The 20,388-nt window shown below is 48.9% G+C and carries 19 protein-coding genes and 1 tRNA gene; 15 read left to right on the top strand and 5 right to left on the bottom strand.

The genetic code is table 11. From position 1 onward, the window contains the following. Nucleotides 1–261: 261 nt before the first annotated feature. From ACXX82_RS24355 to ACXX82_RS24310, 10 genes are all read left to right on the top strand, one after another. Complete coding sequence (locus tag ACXX82_RS24355; protein WP_322239142.1) at nt 262–888, top strand: helix-turn-helix domain-containing protein; 627 nt, start codon at nt 262–264, stop codon at nt 886–888. Between the two features lie 58 nt (nt 889–946). After that, nucleotides 947–2,371 (top strand): aminopeptidase P family protein, encoded by a 1,425-nt coding sequence (locus tag ACXX82_RS24350; RefSeq protein WP_458563914.1) that lies wholly within the window; start codon nt 947–949, stop codon nt 2,369–2,371. A 94-nt stretch (nt 2,372–2,465) separates the two neighbouring features. Continuing rightward, nucleotides 2,466–4,082 carry an ABC transporter substrate-binding protein gene (locus tag ACXX82_RS24345; protein ID WP_323507527.1) on the top strand — a complete coding sequence of 539 codons (1,617 nt, stop codon included), beginning with the start codon at nt 2,466–2,468 and terminating at the stop codon, nt 4,080–4,082. A 336-nt stretch (nt 4,083–4,418) separates the two neighbouring features. Then, the gene (locus ACXX82_RS24340; protein WP_322239136.1) at nt 4,419–5,429 is read left to right on the top strand and encodes an ABC transporter permease subunit; all 1,011 of its coding nucleotides are present in this window, start codon (nt 4,419–4,421) and stop codon (nt 5,427–5,429) included. Next, nucleotides 5,426–6,355, top strand: a complete 930-nt coding sequence (locus ACXX82_RS24335) for an ABC transporter permease subunit (protein ID WP_322239134.1) — start codon at nt 5,426–5,428, stop codon at nt 6,353–6,355. The genes ACXX82_RS24340 and ACXX82_RS24335 overlap by 4 nt, the downstream gene beginning before the upstream one ends. A 26-nt stretch (nt 6,356–6,381) precedes the next feature. Continuing rightward, nucleotides 6,382–7,464: an oligopeptide/dipeptide ABC transporter ATP-binding protein gene (locus ACXX82_RS24330; RefSeq protein WP_458564054.1), complete on the top strand. Its 1,083-nt coding sequence runs from the start codon at nt 6,382–6,384 to the stop codon at nt 7,462–7,464. Beyond that, nucleotides 7,461–8,459 (top strand): peptide ABC transporter ATP-binding protein, encoded by a 999-nt coding sequence (locus ACXX82_RS24325; protein ID WP_322239132.1) that lies wholly within the window; start codon nt 7,461–7,463, stop codon nt 8,457–8,459. Before ACXX82_RS24330 ends, ACXX82_RS24325 begins: the two co-directional genes overlap by 4 nt. 356 nt (nt 8,460–8,815) lie before the next feature. Next, complete coding sequence (gene serS / locus ACXX82_RS24320) at nt 8,816–10,123, top strand: serine--tRNA ligase (protein WP_322239130.1); 1,308 nt, start codon at nt 8,816–8,818, stop codon at nt 10,121–10,123. Between the two features lie 178 nt (nt 10,124–10,301). Then, a tRNA-Ser gene (locus ACXX82_RS24315) sits at nt 10,302–10,392 on the top strand. 167 nt (nt 10,393–10,559) lie between these two features. Beyond that, entirely contained in the window at nt 10,560–11,726 is a 1,167-nt protein-coding gene (locus ACXX82_RS24310; RefSeq protein WP_458563913.1) for a tyrosine-type recombinase/integrase, read from the top strand. Here ACXX82_RS24310 and ACXX82_RS24305 read toward each other — a convergent pair. Together ACXX82_RS24305 and ACXX82_RS24300 are read right to left on the bottom strand one after the other, a co-directional pair. Continuing rightward, nucleotides 11,653–11,844 carry a helix-turn-helix transcriptional regulator gene (locus tag ACXX82_RS24305; RefSeq protein ID WP_458563912.1) on the bottom strand — a complete coding sequence of 64 codons (192 nt, stop codon included), beginning with the start codon at nt 11,842–11,844 and terminating at the stop codon, nt 11,653–11,655. The genes ACXX82_RS24310 and ACXX82_RS24305 overlap by 74 nt on opposite strands. A gap of 20 nt (nt 11,845–11,864) precedes the next feature. After that, nucleotides 11,865–13,667 (bottom strand): ParB/RepB/Spo0J family partition protein, encoded by a 1,803-nt coding sequence (locus ACXX82_RS24300; RefSeq protein ID WP_458563911.1) that lies wholly within the window; start codon nt 13,665–13,667, stop codon nt 11,865–11,867. 109 nt (nt 13,668–13,776) lie between these two features. Here ACXX82_RS24300 and ACXX82_RS24295 point away from each other — a divergent pair, with 109 nt between their 5' ends. Further along, the gene (locus tag ACXX82_RS24295; protein WP_458563910.1) at nt 13,777–13,995 is read left to right on the top strand and encodes a hypothetical protein; all 219 of its coding nucleotides are present in this window, start codon (nt 13,777–13,779) and stop codon (nt 13,993–13,995) included. 43 nt (nt 13,996–14,038) lie between these two features. Here ACXX82_RS24295 and ACXX82_RS24290 read toward each other — a convergent pair whose 3' ends face one another. Next, nucleotides 14,039–14,215: a hypothetical protein gene (locus ACXX82_RS24290; RefSeq protein ID WP_458563909.1), complete on the bottom strand. Its 177-nt coding sequence runs from the start codon at nt 14,213–14,215 to the stop codon at nt 14,039–14,041. A gap of 918 nt (nt 14,216–15,133) precedes the next feature. Beyond that, the gene (locus ACXX82_RS24285; RefSeq protein WP_458563908.1) at nt 15,134–15,562 is read right to left on the bottom strand and encodes a hypothetical protein; all 429 of its coding nucleotides are present in this window, start codon (nt 15,560–15,562) and stop codon (nt 15,134–15,136) included. 38 nt (nt 15,563–15,600) lie between these two features. On the opposite strand from ACXX82_RS24285, the gene ACXX82_RS24280 reads away from it, so the two are divergent. Further along, on the top strand, nt 15,601–15,777 hold the full coding sequence (locus ACXX82_RS24280) for a hypothetical protein (protein ID WP_458563907.1): 177 nt from the start codon (nt 15,601–15,603) through the stop codon (nt 15,775–15,777). Nucleotides 15,778–16,228: 451 nt separating this feature from the next. Here ACXX82_RS24280 and ACXX82_RS24275 read toward each other — a convergent pair whose 3' ends face one another. After that, nucleotides 16,229–16,495 carry a hypothetical protein gene (locus ACXX82_RS24275; RefSeq protein WP_458563906.1) on the bottom strand — a complete coding sequence of 89 codons (267 nt, stop codon included), beginning with the start codon at nt 16,493–16,495 and terminating at the stop codon, nt 16,229–16,231. Between the two features lie 132 nt (nt 16,496–16,627). Between ACXX82_RS24275 and ACXX82_RS24270 the strand changes: the two genes are divergently transcribed. From ACXX82_RS24270 to ACXX82_RS24260, 3 genes are read left to right on the top strand one after another with little or no spacing between them, the layout of a single operon-like run. Further along, nucleotides 16,628–17,113, top strand: a complete 486-nt coding sequence (locus ACXX82_RS24270; protein ID WP_458563905.1) for a YmfL family putative regulatory protein — start codon at nt 16,628–16,630, stop codon at nt 17,111–17,113. Continuing rightward, nucleotides 17,106–17,537: a hypothetical protein gene (locus tag ACXX82_RS24265; RefSeq protein WP_458563904.1), complete on the top strand. Its 432-nt coding sequence runs from the start codon at nt 17,106–17,108 to the stop codon at nt 17,535–17,537. Before ACXX82_RS24270 ends, ACXX82_RS24265 begins: the two co-directional genes overlap by 8 nt. Then, on the top strand, nt 17,534–20,245 hold the full coding sequence (locus ACXX82_RS24260; RefSeq protein WP_458563903.1) for a DUF5906 domain-containing protein: 2,712 nt from the start codon (nt 17,534–17,536) through the stop codon (nt 20,243–20,245). The genes ACXX82_RS24265 and ACXX82_RS24260 overlap by 4 nt, the downstream gene beginning before the upstream one ends. Nucleotides 20,246–20,388: the final 143 nt, after the last annotated feature.

Here is a 20,388-nt window from a genome sequence, read left to right as displayed (position 1 = left end):
TCTTTTACCGCTTCACTCTTTACTTTGCCAGCTGATCGGTATCAGGAAGTCGCCGGTATCAGGAAACATCATCCGAAAAATCTGCTTAATAGTGTACGAATAGTCGTTTTTCATCCATGCTAAGAAGTAAAAATTATAGTCTGACTACAATTTGCGCTTGACTGAAATTGTAGTATAGCTATAATTTCTTTCACTTTGCCGACGAGCAAATACCAAAAAAATACGCGCTAACAATGAAAAGATAAATCAGCGGGGACCTCCATGACAATGCCACAATTAGGAAAGACCATTCGAACGCGGCGTCATGCGGTGAAAAAAACACTCATGCAAATCGCGGTCGAGACCGGTTTGACTGCAGGCTTTATCTCGCAGGTTGAGCGTAACCTGACCACACCATCAATCACCTCATTAGTTGTTATCGCAAAAGCGCTCGGCGTACTGATTGGCGACCTGATTAAGCAGCCAGAACAAATACAGCCGGACTCCTATCAAGATCGACGGCAGACCTACAGAGTTGCTAGTGGGCCGGTAAAGTATGAGCGGCTATCGACTGTTTTTCCCGGCAGTCGCGTGCATTCGGTCAAGTTCACCATGCCTTCAGGATACAAGTCAGAAATGGTCTCGCACGAAGGCGATGAGATGGTTTTTGTGCTGAGCGGTCAGGTGGAATATACGGTTGGGTTGCAGCATTTTGTGCTGTGCGCCGGAGACAGCCTTCACTTCGACGGCAACATTCCGCACACTATCGAGGCGCTCATGCACAAAAGTAAGCAAGCTGAATTGTTATGGGTTGGCACCGCACAACTCTTTGATGACGAAAGCGACAATGTCGTAGAAGAAAAACAGGGAAATCACGAAAGGTTTCTCAAAGGCACAGAATTTTCTTAGCCAGGTATAGATTTTGCTCCGTTACCGGTGGCATTATTTAAAAAAATCAAGGATGAGCATGTTCGAAAGTACCCAATACGCTACGCGGCGACAAAAGTTACGGCAACAATTTTCGTCTGGTTTGCTTTTGCTGCCGGGAAATGCCAATGCGTCCATGAATTATCCGCATAATCATTACGCGTTTCGGCAGGACTCTTCGTTCTCTTATTTTTTTGGATTGGATCAGCCTGATCTGGTCGGCGTGATTGATATCGATTCCGGCGTGGACTTTTTGTTCGGTGATGACCCCGATATCGAAGAAGTCGTGTGGACAGGCCAGCAGCCTTCGTTGGTCGCGCTCGCCGCCACCGTCGGCATTATCTTCAGCAACGCCACCGACGCTATTAAGGCCGTAAGACCAGCCAATGCGCTGCATGCCATGGTTGCCGAGGCACGCAGCAAGGGGCAAACCATTCATTATTTGCCGCCGTATCGCGGCGAGTCCACGTTGATGATGTCGCGTCTGCTCGACCTTACGCCTGACCAGATTTGTGCCGGTGTATCATCAAGTCTGATCGCTGCGATTATTGGTTTGCGCGAAATAAAAGAAGAAGAAGAAATTGCCGAAATGGAGCGTGCATTAGTCATTACCAAAGAAATGCACATCGCCGCGATGCAGCAATCCAAGCCGGGCATATTTGAATATCAGGTGGTCGGCACGATCGAAGGCATCATGCGCGGAGTTGATTTGCTCGGCGCTTATCCCGTTATTTTTACGCGACATGGCGAGATACTGCACAGTCGCGATCATGCGCAAAAACTAGCGGCAGGTGATTTAGTCGTGAACGACTCAGGTGTCTCCAGCGCATTGGGTTACGCCTCGGATATCACCCGAACTATCCCCGTAGGCGGAAAGTTTAGCCCACGTCAGCGGGCCGTCTATGAGATCGTTTTGTCCGCTCAGGTAAGTGCCATCAAAGCGATCAGACCCGGTGTGCCGTATCTTGCGCTTCACAAATTAGCGGCAACGGAGATCGTCACGGGTTTGTCGACACTTGGATTTTTTAAAGGTGATCCGCATCAAATCGTGGATTCTGGCGCTTATGCGATTTGCTTCCCGCATGGCCTTGGTCATCAAATCGGATTGGACGTACACGATATGGAAGGGCTGGGTGAGACGGCAGTCGGTTACGATGCCAGTGTGATCCGCAGCGAGTTGTTTGGCATGCGCAATTTGCGTATGGCAAAACCGTTGGTCGCTGGCATGGTCGTCACGGTTGAACCTGGGATATATTTTATTCCAGAGCTCATCAAACAGTGGAGGGCAGAAGGCCTTGACGGACGTTATGCTGATCTGATTAATTATGATCGTTTTGTCGAATACATGGATTTTGGTGGTATCCGAATTGAAGATAATGTTTTGGTGACGCCAACTGGTTCGCGTGTATTGGGCCCGGCAATTCCTAAAACTTGCGAAGAAGTGGAAGCCATGATGGCGATGTAAATAAAAAACAATAGGCGTTGAACACCTGTTATTTGTCGAGCAGCATCCTGTCAATGTTACGACATTGCACTATTAACCTTGGAAGAGATGAATAATGAAAAATGGAAAATTTGTTGCCAAACTCGGCTTAGTCGCTGTGCTAAGCGTTTGTGCGGGATTGGCTTCAGCGCAAGCCAAAAAAACACTGGTCTTTTGCTCTGAAGCTAGCCCAGAAGGTTTTAGTCCGCAGTTGTATACCACCGGCACCACTTTTGACGCTTCTGCTAGCCCCATGTTTAATCGCCTGGTTGAATTTGAAATGGGAACGACCACCATTAAACCAGCATTGGCAGAGTCCTGGACCATCTCGGATGACGGTACTATTTACACCTTTAAACTACGTAAAGGCGTGAAGTTTCACAGCAGCGCTAAATTTAAACCAACGCGCGACTTCAATGCTGACGACGTCGTGTTCACTTTTGATCGCATGGGCAATCCTGCAAATCCATTTCACACATTGGAGCGCGGTCAGACTTTTGGTTATTACCTCGACATGGGCCTCAACAACATCATCGACAAAGTTGAAAAGGTTGATGACAGCACCGTCCGCTTCAAACTCAAGCATCCTGAATCGCCATTCCTCGCCGATCTGGTCATGTATTTCGCCTCAATCTATTCAGAAGAATATGCTGCGCAATTGCAAAAAGCCGGTACCCGTGAAATTCTTGATCGCGAGCCGATTGGGACCGGACCATTTGAATTTGTGTCATATCAAAAAGATGCCGTTATTCGCTACAAAGCCTTCGATTCTTATTGGGGCGGACGTCCAAAAATTGACAATCTGATTTATGCGATCACGCCTGATGCATCGGTACGTTATGCCAAGCTGAAGGCCAATGAATGTCAGGTAATGTCTTACCCAAAACCGGCAGATTTGGCTTCAATGAAAGCAGATAAAAATATCAATCTGATTTCAAAACCAGGCATGAACATTGGTTATATTGCTTTTAATGTTGAGAAAAAACCTTTCGATAACAAGCTCGTGCGGCAAGCCTTGAGCATGGCAATCGACAAGGAAACAATCCTTAAAACGGTCTACCAAGGTGCTGGTCAGGTAGCAAAAAATCCGATTCCGCCAACCCTGTGGTCTTACAACGACAAGGTTAAAGATTACCCGTACGATTTGAAAAAAGCTAAAGAGCTGCTGACAAAGGCAGGCTATCCAAATGGTGCAGAAATCGAGATGTGGTATTTGCCGGTCCAGCGTCCTTATAATCCGGATGGCAAACGTATCGGTGAATTGATCCAGGCAGATTGGGCAAAAATCGGCGTCAAAGTCAAACTGACGACTTATGAATGGGGCGAATATCTAAAGCGCAGCAAGCAGGGCGATCAACAATCGATGATGTTTGGCTGGTCGGGTGATAACGGCGATCCGGATAACTTCTTCGGCAATTTGTTGAGTTGCGATGGCGTCAAAGGTGGCGGCAACGCGTCACGCTGGTGCGATAAAGATTTTGATGCGTTGATTCAAAAGGCCAAGCTGGTTTCAAAGCAGAGCGATCGTGCTACTTTATATGAAAAAGCCCAGGTGATTGCGCACGAAGAGGCACCTTGGATCGACATCGCTCACTCGGTTGGATTTGTACCCGTTCGCAAGAATGTTGTTGGTTTTAAGATTCCGGCAACGCCATATAGTTTCTTTTTTGATAAAGTTGATATCGTCAAGTAAGACCATTAAAGCGATTAAAACGATTTAAAGCGATTTAAAAAAACTGTAGCGTCAATGTGCGCGGATTTCCATTTGGTCGTTTCACAAAAAACGTCTACGTGTTGATCCGCGCCCGAACCAGACAAGATTGAGCCTACCTTTTTTTATTCATTGTCTGATTCTTTTATTGTTTCCAATCTGTTTTTAACCGGTTAGTATTTCTTTACATATTTTTCTGGGTGGTCACAATAGGGCACTTAGGCCAAAGAGGCTGCATAGGCCAGAAAAAGGTGGCATAAACCCACAAGTCTTAACGCACTTTTAAGCGGTTGTCTTTTTATTGAATAGGTATTTCCTATGTTTGGATTTCTCTTGCGGCGCGCAGGTTTGGTCATTCCGACCTTTCTTGGCATCACGCTGCTTGTGTTTTTATTGATTCACATGATCCCCGGTAACGTCGTCGAAGCGATATCGGGTGAGCGTGGGATGGACCCCGTTCGATACGCACAGATGATGAAAGAGTTCGGTCTCGATCAGCCATTGTATGTGCAATATTTTTCTTATCTGGGACAGGTGTTTCATGGCAATCTCGGCATATCGGTCACGACACATGAATCTGTACTCACCGAATTTTTGACCTTATTTCCTGCAACGCTGGAACTCTCCACTTGCGCGATGTTGTTAGCCCTTGTGATTGGCGTTCCGGCTGGCATTCTTGCCGCAGTCAAACGCAATACCGTGCTTGATTACTCCGTCATGGGCGCGTCGCTCACCGGTTATTCAATGCCCGTATTTTGGTGGGCGTTACTATTAATTTTGCTGTTTTCTGTCACGTTAGGCTGGACGCCGGTTTCTGGGCGGATCGATCTGTTGTTCGATATTCCGCAGGTGACCGGATTCATGCTGATCGATAGTTTGTTGGCGGGTGATCCCGGTGCGTTTAAATCAGCGGTGTCGCATCTGATATTGCCGACGATTGCTCTCGGTACTATTCCGCTTGCAGTGATTGCGCGTATGACGCGCTCAGCGATGCTGGAAGTTTTGCGTGAGGATTATGTTCGCACCGCACGCGCAAAAGGGTTGTCACCTTGGCGCGTGATTGGCATTCATGCGTTGCGAAACGCATTGATTCCGGTTGTGACCGTGATTGGCCTGCAAGTCGGAACGCTGCTGGCCGGTGCCATTTTGACGGAGACTATTTTCTCTTGGCCAGGTATTGGTAAGTGGCTGGTCGGCGCTATTCAGCGTCGTGATTATCCGGTAGTCCAAGGCGGGATTTTGCTTTCCGCTACCATTATTATCATCGTCAATCTGGTCGTCGACCTGTTGTACGGCGTGATCAACCCTCGTATACGGCACAACTCATGAACGAGACGACCACTAATTCGATCACTCTTCCGGCGCAAGCGCCAAAAAAAGAGACAATCACCGCGCCTCCTCATGCGTTGCGAGAATTTTGGGGTTACTTCAGCCAAAATCGCGGCGCAGTCATCGGCTTGGCTGTTGTGTTCATTATCATACTGGCGGCCCTGTTTGCCGACGTGATCGCACCGCATTCTCCCATCGAACAATTTCGTGACGCGACTTTGGTACCGCCTGTGTGGCAAGCCGGTGGGTCTGCCAAGTTTTTGCTCGGCACCGATCCGGTAGGCCGCGATATGTTGTCGCGTTTGATTCACGGTGCGCGTTTGTCGTTGGTGATTGGACTGGTCTCGGTCTCATTGTCATTGGTGCTCGGCATTGTTCTCGGCCTGATGGCGGGTTACTTCCGTGGTGTAGTCGAAGTGGCGATTATGCGTTTGATGGACATCATGCTCGCGTTACCCAGTTTGCTGCTGGCGGTCGCGGTGGTCGCCATTCTTGGGCCCGGATTGATGAACGCCATGTATGCGATCGCGATCGTCATGTTGCCGCACTATGCGCGCCAAACGCGGGCCGCTGTCATTGGTGAACTATCTAAAGATTATGTCAGCGCATCGCGTATTGCTGGTGCAGGAACCGCGCGCATCATGTTCAATTGCGTGTTGCCGAATTGTGCTGCGCCACTCATCGTACAAGCTACTTTAGGATTTTCTACGGCTATTCTTGATGCTGCGGCACTGGGCTTTCTCGGGCTCGGTGCGCAACCACCGACCCCGGAATGGGGATCGATGCTTGCTAGTGCGCTGGAGTTTATTCAAAGCGCATGGTGGGTTGTGACCTTCCCCGGATTAGCCATTCTGGTCTCGGTGCTTGCGTTCAATTTGATGGGTGACGGGTTGCGCGATGCGCTCGATCCAAAATTGAAGCGTTGATGACAAACCAAACAAAGCGAGTAGCCATGGCATTGCTAGAAATTAAAAATCTTAGTGTTCAGTTCGGATCAACCAGTTCACCATTCACCGCCGTCGATGGGCTTGATCTGACGATTGAAGCCGGCGAAGTCGTCGGTATCGTCGGCGAGTCCGGTTCCGGCAAAAGTGTCACTTCGTTAGCATTGATGGGCCTGATCGATTATCCAGGGCGTGTAAATGCCGAGCAGATGGCTTTTGATGGCCGTGATCTGTTGAAGATGGCGCAAAAGGAGCGCCGGAAGCTGTTAGGCAAAGACATCGCAATGATTTTTCAGGACCCGATGACAAGCCTGAATCCATCCTTTACCGTCGCCTATCAACTGATCGAAACGTTACGCGTGCATCAAGGCGGCTCGCAAAAAGAACTGCGTGAACGCGCATTAGCGTTGCTCAAGCAGGTTGATATTCCTGATCCTGAACGCCGCCTTGACGCCTATCCGCATCAACTATCCGGTGGTATGAGTCAGCGTGTCATGGTCGCGATTGCCATTGCTTGTAATCCGCGCCTATTGATTGCCGATGAGCCGACCACCGCGTTGGACGTCACCGTTCAGGCACAAATGTTGGAATTGTTGCTTCAGTTGCAGCGTGATCGTGGCATGGCTTTAATGTTGATCACCCATGATCTCAGCGTGGTGGCACAAACTGCGCAACGTGTTGTTGTGATGTACGCCGGACAAGTGCTGGAAACTGGATTGGTTCCAACGATTTTTCAGGCGCCGCAACATCCTTATACGCAAGCACTACTCGCCGCGCTGCCCGAACACAATATCGGTCGTGATCGCTTGCAGACTATTCCTGGCGTCGTCCCCGGTCTTTACGATCGGCCGACCGGTTGTCTGTTGAGTCCACGCTGCCGTTATGCCGTCGCGCGCTGTATTGAGGAGCGTCCGCTTCTCAAGGGCGCAGCCGAATTGCAGGTGCGCTGCCATTTTCCGCTCGATAGTACCGGTCAGCCGACCAATGGCTGGACACCGCCGGTTCAGTCGCAAGTATTAGTGAATAATATGACCGCCAATAAGTCAGTAAGTAATCCAGAAAGTAATACAGCCAGCAGGACGGCACCATGACGAGCACTACGCCAACGATCACCCAACCCACTATTTTGTTGGAAGCCAAAAATCTCCGCAAACATTACAACGTTTCTCAAGGCTGGCTAAAGCCTAAAGCGACCGCCAAAGCACTTGACGGTGTCTCGTTCACACTCATTCCTGGTAAGACGCTGGCCGTGGTCGGCGAATCCGGGTGTGGAAAATCGACACTTGCAAGGCAGATCACCATGATTGAACCGCCGACCGGTGGCGAATTATGGATGGACGGGGCCAACATCGCCGACGCTGATCGTGCGACTCTCAAGCGCGTGCGTCCCTTGGTCCAAATGGTATTTCAGAACCCCTACGCCAGCCTTAATCCGCGTAAGAAGGTCAGCAGCATGCTTGAAGAGCCGCTGATCATCAATACAAACTTCAGCAAATCGCAGCGTGCAGAAAAAGCCCAGGCGATGATGGCCAAGGTCGGACTACGTCCAGAACATTACAACCGCTTTCCGCACATGTTCTCCGGTGGTCAGCGCCAACGCGTGGCAATTGCCCGCGCTTTAATGCTCGATCCAAAAGTGATCGTTGCCGACGAACCGGTATCGGCGCTAGACGTGTCGATCCAGGCGCAAGTGCTGAATTTGCTCATGGATTTGCAGGATGCAAGTGGTGTCGCGTACCTGTTTATCTCGCATAATCTATCGGTGGTAGAACATATTGCTGATGAAGTTTTGGTGATGTATTTGGGTAAAGCGGTTGAGCATGGCGACAAAAAAGATATCTTTAGTCGACCATTACATCCTTACACCAAAGCATTGCTCGCCAGCACGCCACGGCTTGATCCCAATCAGCGTCAAGAAAAATTGATGTTGCCGGGCGAATTGCCATCGCCACTTGCGCCGCCGCCAGGTTGTAGTTTCAATAATCGTTGCCCGCACGCAATTGAACGGTGTCGGCAAGAAGTACCTGAACTGGCTGAATTTGAAGGTCGTCTGGTCGCATGCCATCGGGTTGCAGAAATTAACTAATCGTCATTGCTGGCGTCATCTTGGGTTTCAAAAAGTCGTTCGGTGTGATGAGCACACTCATACCGGACGCATAGTTAAAGCGCAATTTGTTGGGTTTTGGCGGTTTAGCAGATTTTTTACAACTTGCCAGAATCACCAATTCAGTCTCTCTATTGAGCAGTTGTTTCGTCCTTAATTAGATTTAGCAACATATTGATCAACTTATCCAGCAAATTACGCATGGACTCACTAAGTTTTACCCAAAAAGTCGATAAGTGATTCCCCAATTACCCGTTTCGACAATTATCGAAATTCCGTTGACCTTGGTACAATGGCAGCTTATTTATTGGTGACTTAACTATAGGTCCGCACATTCCATGATCGACATCCAACTTCTCCGCAAAGACATCGCCACCGTCGCCAGCCGTTTAGCTGCGCGCAAATATCAGCTTGACGTCGACGCCTTCAATTCGTTGGAAGCAGAGCGCAAGCAAATTCAGACCCGCACTGAAGAGCTGCAAAGCCAGCGCAATACGCTGTCAAAGCAAATCGGCATGCTCAAAAGCAAAGGGGAAGATGCAACGGCCGTCCTGGAAGCGGTGAACGGTATCGGCGAAGAACTAAAAACTTCCGCGACTCGCCTCGATCAGGTGCAAGACCAGTTCAGCAAATTTTTGGAAGTCATCCCCAATTTACCGCATGAATCTGTGCCTAGCGGTATTGATGAGTCGGGTAATATTGAAGTCCGCAAATCAGGCACGTTGCCGGTGTTTGATTTTGAAGTGCGCGACCACGTCGACGTGGGCGCTGGCGTCGGTCTGGATTTTGATGTTGCCGCCAAACTCACCGGATCACGCTTTTCTGTGATGAAGGGCGGCATCGCGCGTTTGCATCGCGCGTTGGCGCAGTTCATGCTCGATACGCACACCGCAGAGCATGGCTACACTGAATGCTATACGCCGTACATCGTCAATGCGGATTCATTGCGCGGCACTGGTCAGTTGCCGAAATTCGAAGAGGATTTGTTTGCCGTCAAAAAGGGTGGACAAGAAGGTGAGCAGGGCGCGGATAGCGCAGCGCTCTATCTGATTCCAACTGCCGAAGTACCTTTGACCAACTTGGTACGCGACGAAATCATTGCCGGTGAAAAGCTACCACTCAAAATGACTGCGCACTCACCATGTTTCCGCTCAGAAGCTGGAAGCTACGGACGTGACACGCGTGGAATGATCCGCCAACACCAGTTTGACAAGGTGGAAATGGTACAGATTGTGCACCCTGAAAAATCTTACGAAGCACTCGAAGAGATGGTCGGTCATGCCGAAGTGATTCTACAAAAACTCGGCTTGCCATACCGCGTCGTCTCGCTCTGTACCGGCGACATGGGCTTCGGTGCGGCCAAAACCTATGATCTCGAAGTATGGTTGCCAGCACAAAATACCTACCGCGAGATTTCGTCAGTCTCCAATATGGAAGCATTCCAGGCACGTCGCATGCAAGCACGTTTCCGCAATGCCCAAGGCAAAACCGAGCTGCTGCACACGCTCAACGGTTCAGGTTTAGCGGTCGGACGAACACTGGTAGCAGTGCTGGAAAATTTTCAGCAAGCCGATGGAAGCGTTGAAATACCAGCCGTATTACATCCATACATGGGCGGTATTACGCGGCTAACACCGACGGTTTAGACGTGATAATTTAAGCGCGGAATTGGCGACGCGGAGTGTGCGTCGTTATGATTGGTCAGTATTCCAAATATGTTAGATTGGTATTTGTAATACACGAGTTAAAAAGGTGTCTGGCAGCTAAAATATTCTGCTATAATCTTGTGCTTTGCTGCAGACCACGCAGCAAAATGACCAATTAGGAGAAGTGGCAGAGTGGTCGAATGCGCCAGACTCGAAATCTGGTTTACAGTTTCGCTGTAACGTGGGTTCGAATCCCACCTTCTCCTCCAAGAACACGCTCGATAAGTACCCAAAAGCCCCGCAAAATCTCTGCGGGGCTTTTGTTTATAAGGCTCTAGCGTCTTTTCTAGTCTCGCATCATCCATCCCATATTTCCTCTAACTCACGGCTTTTGTGGTATCGTCGTGTGGTATTTTTAACGTATACCACACGGACAATGCCACTCACCGCCAAACAAGTCGCTGCAGCACAACCTAAAGAAAAACCCTACAAGCTCACGGATTCGAATAGGCTCTATCTGTACGTCCCAATTACAGGTACGAAATCTTGGCGCTGTAATTACAAGGATGGGGGTAAAGATAAAACTAAAACTTTTGGTCGCTATCCTGAAATGTCGCTTGCTGATGTACGGAAGGAGCATGTTAAATTCCTTGATGAGCAATCCATTCCTGATGTTGTTTGCTCTCCATTGTTTGAAAGCGTGGTCGCGGCTTGGCTGAAAATAAAATTGCCAAAGCTATCTAATGCAAAACACCAGATACAGGTGGTCGAAACAATTAATACACATGTGCTCCCGTATGTAGGGAAAACACCAATAGATCAAATCAAGCGCGCTCAGTTGGTTGATATCGTGCGTAAAGTTGCTGATCAAGGTCTTGTAGAGACGGCGCACAGAATTGCTGGAAGGATCAGGATGGTATTTGATTATGCACAGGATGCGGGAATTCTTGAGTCACAACCAGCAACTGGGCTATCACGCGTAATTGAGCAGAAAAAGCGTAAGCAGCCTATGCCATCGATCCCGCCGGAGCAGGCAGGAAGGCTATTTGAAATAATAAATACCTATGATGAAAAGGTTTCTAGGCTCGGGTTGATGTTGGTAGCACATACGTTTGTGCGGGTTAATGAGCTAATAGGTGCCCACTGGGATGAAATAAATTATTCTGATTCCGTGTGGGTGATACCAGAAGAGCGTATGAAACTACGCAAGCCACACGTTGTGCCATTGAGCAAACAGTCAATGGACTTATTGCGCGAGTTGCAAATACTAGCGGGTGATTCTCGATATGTTGTTAGTTCGCCACTTCGGCAGGGAAAGCCAATAAGTGAAAACACATTACTGTTTGCTTTGTATCGGCTCGGTTATCGTGGACTTATGACGGTCCACGGTTTCCGTGCGTTAGCAAGTACGGTACTCAATGAGCAGTCTGAATTTGATCGTGACGCGATCGAGAGGCAACTGTCGCACAAAGAAAGTGATGCCGTCCGTGCTGCGTATAATCGGGCGGAATACTTGCCTGTGCGACGTGTCATGATGCAGTGGTGGTCTGATTGGATAGATTCGCAATATATACATCAAGATCAGAGCGCCGCCAGCGCGTAGCACCTCCTATCTTCACCGGCGAGGGTGCCCGTTTGTCTTTTGCGTAGCGCCAGAGCGTTGATACGCCGATAGAAAGATAATTGGCAGATTCTAATGCCGTCAGTAATGATTTTTGCATGGAGTTGTCCTGTTGATTATTCACGATTGCGCCTTGCTTGATTCTTTGGCAAAGGCAACATCACCTTTAACGGTTACGTTAGATTTTTCCGACTTCGGAAAAGGCCACTCTGCTAATGTCGCAATGGTTGCCTTTTTGGTTTTAGGCACTTTGGGCGGCTTAGCTATTACCATTGGATCTAATGGCTCGAGAAGGTGATCGTCCATATGGTCAGGGTCGATACCTTCGTGTTTTGCCATCGCAATTATTGTTGCGAACTGCTCGTCGTCGTCGGCTCGACCAAGCTGCCAACTCGCTACGCCAAGGCATTCACCGAGGATGAGATCCACCAGGAGGAGCTGAACTTCTGATTGTGGTGCCTGGTCAATATAGGCGCAGATACCGTCGTCGCTGCGGTCGGGAAAGCAGTATAAATCTCCAAGGAGATCGTCCGGTAATGAATGCGTGTTGACCATCGATTTGACTAGTTCGCGCAAGGATGAAACGCTGAAACCACTGGCACCACGTTGTCGTAATTTTTTGTAGAGCGTGACGCGGCGGTTGGTTTCTGCTTCGGCCAGCCGGTCACATTCGGTAGCTTCTTCTTCCCTTTTCTTTTGAGCTAATAAGAGTCCTTGCCTATTCGGCGCTTTATTTTCCAGCGCCATTCGATCGGCGTAGACAGCGTGTGTCTCGCATAATCCAGCGGCCTCTGCTGCAGCTTGTACAGCAGCTTTATCGTAGACCGCCCGCACGATGCCGCTATCCATTTTTAATAGGGCAATAGGCTGCGGTAGCTGGCCCTCTTTCAGAACAGTATTAAGAATTGCGCTGTTTGATTGTCCATCTGCAAGGCGGTCCAGCTTCCAAAGGCAGCCATCATCAAATATTTTGGTTAAGTCTCCAAATATTGCGGTTGCTGCAGTGCCTTCAAGAATCGGAATTCCTCTCTTGTTTGCCAAAACAATCTTTCGCGCATCGTGTGCGGCACGTTTTTCAGTAAAGCAGTCTGGATCGGTGCAAAGATTGACGTCCTCCGTAGGATACAACTCCGGTTGATTGCCAGCGCGCTTAGGGCATGACACACAAGAGCCAGCGGTGGCCAGTAACTTTGCATCATTTAACATGAACGTGGCCGCATTGAGATCAAGCATATAGCGCTTTTGTATATGTTCGGCTGCACGGCGATAGGACATTGGCTCGGCGGGCCATCCACTTGGCGCTGTAACTTCGCTCATGGCTTTGGTTTGGAGTGCTGGCACTGGAATACGAGCGAGAAGCAGGGCGATAGAGGCGGATATTTTATCGTCCAGGAATTTTTCCCGTGCGGTCAGCGTAAGTGCACAAAGTTTCAGGCGTCCATAGATATAGGACCGGCTTTTATCTATCTTTTCAGCCAGCTGGTCGGCGGTATAGCCGTGTTTGATCATTAACTGCTGATAACCTTCTGCTTCTTCCATCGGATGCGGATCTTCGCGCTGCAGATTTTCAATGATTTGAATCTCCATTGCTTCCATATCACCCAAGGCGCGACACATTGCTGGAATAGTGCCCGCACCGGCCACCACTGACGCACGGTATCGGCGTTCACCAGCCACGATCTCGTAGAATTCTGGCTCATCTTCTGTCGGGGATACCGGACGTATTAAAATTGGTTGGATTACACCAACTTTTTTAATATTTTCACTCAACTTTTCCAGCGCTTCGGGGTTGAAGCGTTTTCGGTTAGTGCGCGAAATGCGAATATTGCTTAATGGGTAAATCGCAAACGTGCTGGCTTCGAGTTGAGCATCTGTGATCGCGGCCGAATCATTTTCGGTAATGCTGATTTCTGTATCAATCATGCGGTGCTCCTGGTATTGAAGTGGAGTTAATCGAATTAATTTTTTTCAGGGCATTAAGCGGCACGTTCCAGTAGATGCCGTCCAGACGGTGGTCTATCGCTACTACAGCGTGTTTTCTGCCATTAGTGAGACAGGAAATAAAGCCGGTTACGGTACCGGTTTGAAGGCCGTGTTCACTATCGAATTCAACGGGTGCTCCTGGTGTGATGTCGGTCGTAATCATGGCGGTGTCGAGCATTTGATAGGAGTGACGGTTACGCCCACCACGCCAAACAAAGTAAGTGCATCATCGAGCGCATCTGAACTGGTGGCTGCAAGCGCTGTGTAACGGATTCGTGTTGTATCGGTTCGAACGATGAGGGAGTAGACGTTCATATACGTTTGACCTTTACATTCAATTGACGTGCTGCGATGTACTCGTGCCCCCGCAGTCCGGCAAATTTGTCACGGCCAGTGGCGCGGACCCGGACAACGGCTTCTTGTTTGGTTTGCAGCTCGGCTTCGATTGCCACACGTACACGCAAAAAGTCGAACTTTTTGATTTGCATGGTCATACCTCCAGCGCTGCTTGCGCCTGTACAAACGTATGCACTTCTCCGTGCGCGATGGGTCGTCGGCGAAGTCGTGCGAGATTAGTCGCGATGATATTTTTCATATTGCGGTCCGTAAATAAGGTTTCGACAGAGCAGATTAAACACCACGTTTAAACAAATTGCAAACACTATGTTTAGTTTTTATATCGGTCATTGCACATGGTGTTTGCATTACGATGATTGTTTGAGGGTGTCTTGCGCAATCTGGACGAAAAAAAACCCGCATAAGCGGGTTGTCCTTCTCGGAAAATTTTAGTCTTTTTAGTTTTTTCGTTTTTCCAAATCAACTTCGGTTTGTTGCTCCACCCGAATTTGAGTCGAGCCGGGTTCATGTCTGTTGACTAGTTCGACGATTAAATGTCCGTCGGAAGACTCCTTTTAGCGATCTTTTGTAGCTGTTCTTTAGTCGATTGATCATTTCGCTACTTAAGGGTGTGAGATTTTTCTCTGCGGCCAGCCAAAGGGCTTTCAGGTCTTCCGGGATACACAACCCGGATGGGAGCTAGCGGCTTCTATCTTTGATCTCGGACATAATACACAGCGATACAAGTATTCTCCAGTAGTAACAGCGTGCAACTAATCCGTTAAAATAGTTTCTCACGAGCATTCTTTTGGCTCGATTTCTAGCGAATATTGGGGGGATGGCATGATGCAGTGATTCCACTCGTTGTCGTATGTGTGGTGTTCCGCCAAGGCAATCATGTTACCAATATAAGCGACATTAGTAGATAAAATGGAGAGGTAATGTATCAGCAACAGGAGATAAGATTGATTGCGGCATTTAAATTGCTGCACCAGGAGGAGAGGAGCATATTACTGGATCTTGCCGAAACTAGAGCGCTCAAGCAGGTGAGCACCCGTCCTAAATTGCGTTTAGTTGCTGGTGCTTCTGACCCAGCGAATAGTGCCATGCTTAGCGGCACTTCTGGCTAAGTCGAGGATCATCTCACGCCCTCTACTAGTTGACTGCTGGTATAGGGCGATTAATTCAATCATTTCGTCTGCTTCAATCTCACTATTCCCGGGCTGCATTTTCCCTATGCCGTCTCGAAGCCATATGGCATCGCATCCGACGGCCTCCTGCGCCTTCAATAGGCCATCATTTGATATTCCACGGTCTTCCCAATTATTAACAGTTTGAGGCGAGACGTTCAGTAACTTTGCGAGCGCACTCTGCCCGTTAAGTCCTCGAAGGGCATTCGCTGCATGATAAAGGCGGACCATTTGTTCATTCATACCCGAGATGATCATCCAATTAAACATATTAATGTTAAACATGGTGTTTGCATTTAATTTAAACATAGTGTTTAATGGTGGCTATGGATGACAGAAAACTAATCATGAAACTTGGCGGACCTGCGAAAGTCGCAGAATTACTTGGCCTCGACAAAACGAGGGGGGGCGTTCAGCGTGTTCAGAACTGGACAACTCGAGGCATTCCGCCGAAAGAAAAGCTGGCGAGGCCGGATCTTTTTTTGCCCGATCACGCCGTGCGACATCAGATGCCGGATGCATGAATCTATCCCAGCGTGAGGCAAAAACAGAAAGAAATACGCATTGCGTTTTGTAGAGACCAAAGGGAGTTTTTTTGTGCCCGCTTCCATTTTTATTTCCATATCGCAATTATTAGCAAAGTTTACTTGGCGAGTGATTGATCAAAAAAACAGTGTAGGGAAAACGTTATGGGGCAAATAAAAAATATCAATAGATCGAAACAGATGCGATCACACCGCCGGAGCCAAATAAAAAACCTTATCGGCCTAGCCCAGTTACGCGACAGGCTTGAGGCGCACCGGTTACTCAAAATTTGGTGTCAAAAATCAGAGGTCATTCACGCATACGTCGATGCCCAAAACGACCTTTCTGATGCGTTGCTGGCCGCGGGGCACACCGTACAAGCGGCATTCGTTCGGGAGGACGGACAGATAGCGAATGCCAACGGATTCATGGAGGGGCTTAACTTGTTGGTTAGGGTTGAATCTCGCCCCTAATTGATCTCGTCATTCGGCGAACCTCAGAGTCAATGCTAGGACTAGTTGAATTCACATCCGCGGCATCCAGCGCAGTTTTGATTATCTTCAAATTGTCAGGATCCTGCTTAGTAAGCGCATTGATAAGCGCCAGGATGATGCGCTGGGTGCCTAGCCGGTGGGTGTTTATAACGTCATTTAGAAAGTCGGAATCTTTGAGGTAGCTATTAATCCGCCTCTTAAGTTCGTCGGCCTGTTTGTCCATGGAAGTTCCTATGTTGTTGGTTGATGTGTGAGAGCTGAAATTTAACACATTGGGACTTCCGCCTAATTCACTGATGTTGGCAGTGTAGCTGCCAGCTTCGAATATTTAAACCACCACAAAAAGGGGCAAGTAGTGGAAATCAGAAAAGCCTATTTATCGATGATTAAGGCGTTCGGCGGTGGCTGGGATGCTATGGCCCCAGCGCTTGGGATGTCGCGTGACGCGCTGGAAAATCGGATCTATGAGCGCAAAGGCCAGTCGCTGATGGTTGAGACGGCGATCCAGATGCAGGAATTTTCTGGCACCAAGCTCTTCGCGGAAGCCATTGCCGTAATCAGCGGCGGGACATTTGTGGTTTTGCCGACTGTAGATAACGTTGACAACGATTTCATTCAGTCCAAGTTCAACGAGACATATGCTGAACTGGGCGCGTTGTTCACGGCTTTTACCGCTGCAGCTGCGGATGGCGAAATTGATGCAAAAGAACGGCGTCAACTAGAGGGCTTAGGCGAAGATCTGCATCGGAAGACTGAGCAGCTATTGGGCTTGATTTTCAGCGTCTACTGTAGAAAAACTAAGGCCGTGATGATGACTCGTCCAGGGAGCCACAATGGCTAGGCACATTGGACCGCGCGCGGGATCTGCACCTTATAAAGTGATTTTCCGAATAGTCGATCTCGGCGGCATTGCGACCAAAGACGCATTGATGCATTTGCTTGGCGACGAGTGCCAGAGCGATGCGCATTTCAATATTAAGGTGACAGAGGTGTTGGAGCGTTACGGGTTCGTCACGGTTTCTCGTAAGGGGTTGAAGCTCACACCGCTTGGAAAAGCATATGTTGCTCAGTTCGAAGTAATTCCCCTGATAGAAAAATACGTTGGAAAGATCGTTCCGCCTCGCGCTGCTCCGGTAAGGACGGTATTGAATACCAAAAAATATGGTCTGGTTATACCTATGCGCGAGGGTGCGTTCGATTATAGAAATATTCCATCGCTAATGGGTGGCAAGAGGATATTGCCTAACGGGGAGGTGGTCGAGTGACAACAGTATCTCAGGTCGTCGACCAGATGGTAGCGCATGGCATGCCGCAGTTGCCCGCGAACCACCCCGTTCTTGACGGCAAATATAAGCGCTTCGGCCCGGAGAAAAAAGCGTGGTACATCTTGCGTGAGATGACGCTCAAGTCTGGAAAGAATATCGTCACCGGCGCGTTTGGCATATTCCAAGGTGAAAACAGAAATACCGTTTCTGTGTCACTAGATTTTGAAAATCTCTCTGACGAGGATCGCGCAGAATTTTCGCGTAAGCAAAAGCACGTTGAGGAAAAGGAAGCGCAGCGTATCCAAATGGCCGCGGATCTCGCTAGCAATCGCGCAAAGGACCAATGGAGTCGGGCAGAAAACGGTAATCCTGATCTGCATCCCTATTTACTGCGCAAGGGCACTACAGCCGAAAACGTACGGGTAAGCGATCATGGTGTTTTGCTTGTCCCAATGAAGCATTACAGCCTGGCCGGTGCGCGCCTAGTCGGTCTACAGAAGATCGCTTCGGACGGCACCAAGCTTTATAACAAGGGTATGGAGAAGGTCGGCGCGGCCTGCTTGCTTGGGTCCATTGTTGGCGCGCCGATCATCGGCATTGGTGAAGGATATGCAACATGCCGCTCGGTACGTATGGCGCTCGGACCAGCAGATATTCCGGTCATGGTGGCATTTGATGCTGGAAACATCCTGCCGGTTGCGTTAGGTTTGCGCCGAGATTTTCCTTTGGCTCATTTGCTCTTTCTTGCGGATGACGACTATCAGCTTGAGAAACGCTTTACTGAGGGGTTGAGCCGCGATTTCAAGATCACTCTACCGGTTGCTATTGACGGCCAGACGCATGATGTCTTGACGGACAACGGCGACACCGTACAAGTTTTTGCGGTCTGGAGAACTGATCCTCAAGGCATCGAGTACATCGAGGCCGATGCGCGCTTAGGCAGAACTTTCCGCAACTATAAATATGAGAACGCCGGCGTATCACGCTGTCATGCAGCAGCTAAATCCGTTTGCAACGCCTCTGTTGTGGCACCGTCGTTTAGCAACCGAGGAGATAACAAATGGACCGACTTTAATGATCTGCATATCGAAGAATCGCTAACAGCGGTCGCGTTACAGATTGGTCTTTCCATTACTGCTGCGCAGCAGCCTATAAAGACTCCTGCACTTTCAGACGAGCGCGCGGTGGTTGATGACCAGTTTGGTGTTTCCAGTTTTTCTGCGCAGCAGCCTTTTGAGTCTCCCGCTCCCTCTGGTGAAGGTGCGGAGACCACTGATTTTGCGCATGCTGCTTTTGACATCCCTTTGCCCGAATCCCCCCCGCCCCCGGATGCGAAAGCGGCGGCCGCTGGCCTTTCACCAGAGGGTGAGGGAGAGAGCCATAAGAAAAGAGAGAAGTCAAAAAAAATATACGATCCCGACCACTGGGACCAGGTCGCCTATGTGCTAGATAATTTCATCTTGATCTATGGCGAAGATTTGGTGTGGGATGAAAGCCAGCGCATGTTGATGAAAATATCGTCAATGCGCACCATCGTCCAGAACTCGGACGTTATGAAATTTTGGGGCGGTGATGCACGCAAATGGGTATTGAAAAAAAATATCGTATTTGATCCACTGGAGCGGCCTAGCCCCGCTCTAAGCGGCTCTACCGCAACTGTAAATCTGTTTAGCGGTTGGAAAATGAAGCCGAAGAAAGGCGCGTACTTACAGATTGAAGTCCTGCTTTTACATCTATGTAACGGCGATGAGACTTTGATGATGTGGGTAATGCGGTGGCTTGCGTATCCCTTGCGAAATCGTGGTGCAAAAATGGAGACGTCAATCATCATGCACGGCGACGAGGGTTCAGGAAAAAATTTCTTCTTCGAAAAGGTGGTTAAAGAAATATACGGTGAATACGGGTATGTCATCGGAAATGCACAGCTAGAGTCACAGTTTAACGACTGGGCGGGCATGAAGCTTTTTATGGTGTGCGACGAAGTGGTAACGCGAAGCGAACTCAAACATATGAAAGGCAAGTTAAAAGGTTTGGTTACCGGTGACACGGTGATTATCAACCCGAAGGGCTTGCCTGAGCATAGCGAAGCGAATCACATGAATTTCGTTTTCTTATCCAATGAGCTGCAACCACTTGCGCTCGATAAAACGGATCGTCGTTATTTGGTCATATGGACGCCTCCAGCACTGCCAAAGGAATTCTACGCGGACGTGGCCAGAGAGATCGAGGCTGGTGGCATTGAGGCGTTTTATCACTACCTTATGTATGACTTAGATATGGAAAACTTCGATAAACATACTAAACCGCTCTACACAGACGCTAAGGACTCTTTGATTGAAAAGAGCCTTTCCCCGCCCGAACGGTTCTATCGAGATTGGTCGGCTGGCTTTCTGCCCATTCCATTTATCAGCTGTGGTGTGGGCCAGCTGTACGACGCTTATAAAGTTTGGTGTGAAAAGTCAGGGGAACCAAAATATATCTCTCTTACGCTGTTTAGCCCGACAGTGGCTCGTTATGCCGGTGATCTCCTGCAAAGACGAGTGATCAAATATGAATACGGCAATGTAGTAAAGCAGCGCTACGTGTTTTTGACGGGTAATCAGCCGGAAGGAAAAAGCTTGAGCGATTGGATCGCCGACGCGTCTGCTTTATTCGAAGAGCATTTTAAAAGCTATCGTAGTCGGACAGTATCAAATGTTGACACTTAACCCCTCACATCCCGGTGAACCCCTCACACCGTAAAGCCGCACGGGATATAGGTTGTTGGGAGTATGAGGGGTATGAGCAGTTTTTTCTCACGCACATGTGCGCGTAAGGGGCACGATGCTTAACACTATTAATAAACCGATTG

The organism is Glaciimonas sp. GNP009 (assembly GCF_054343755.1).
Note: the sequence above shows the minus strand (reverse complement) of the source record. Positions and strands in the feature narration are given on the sequence as shown.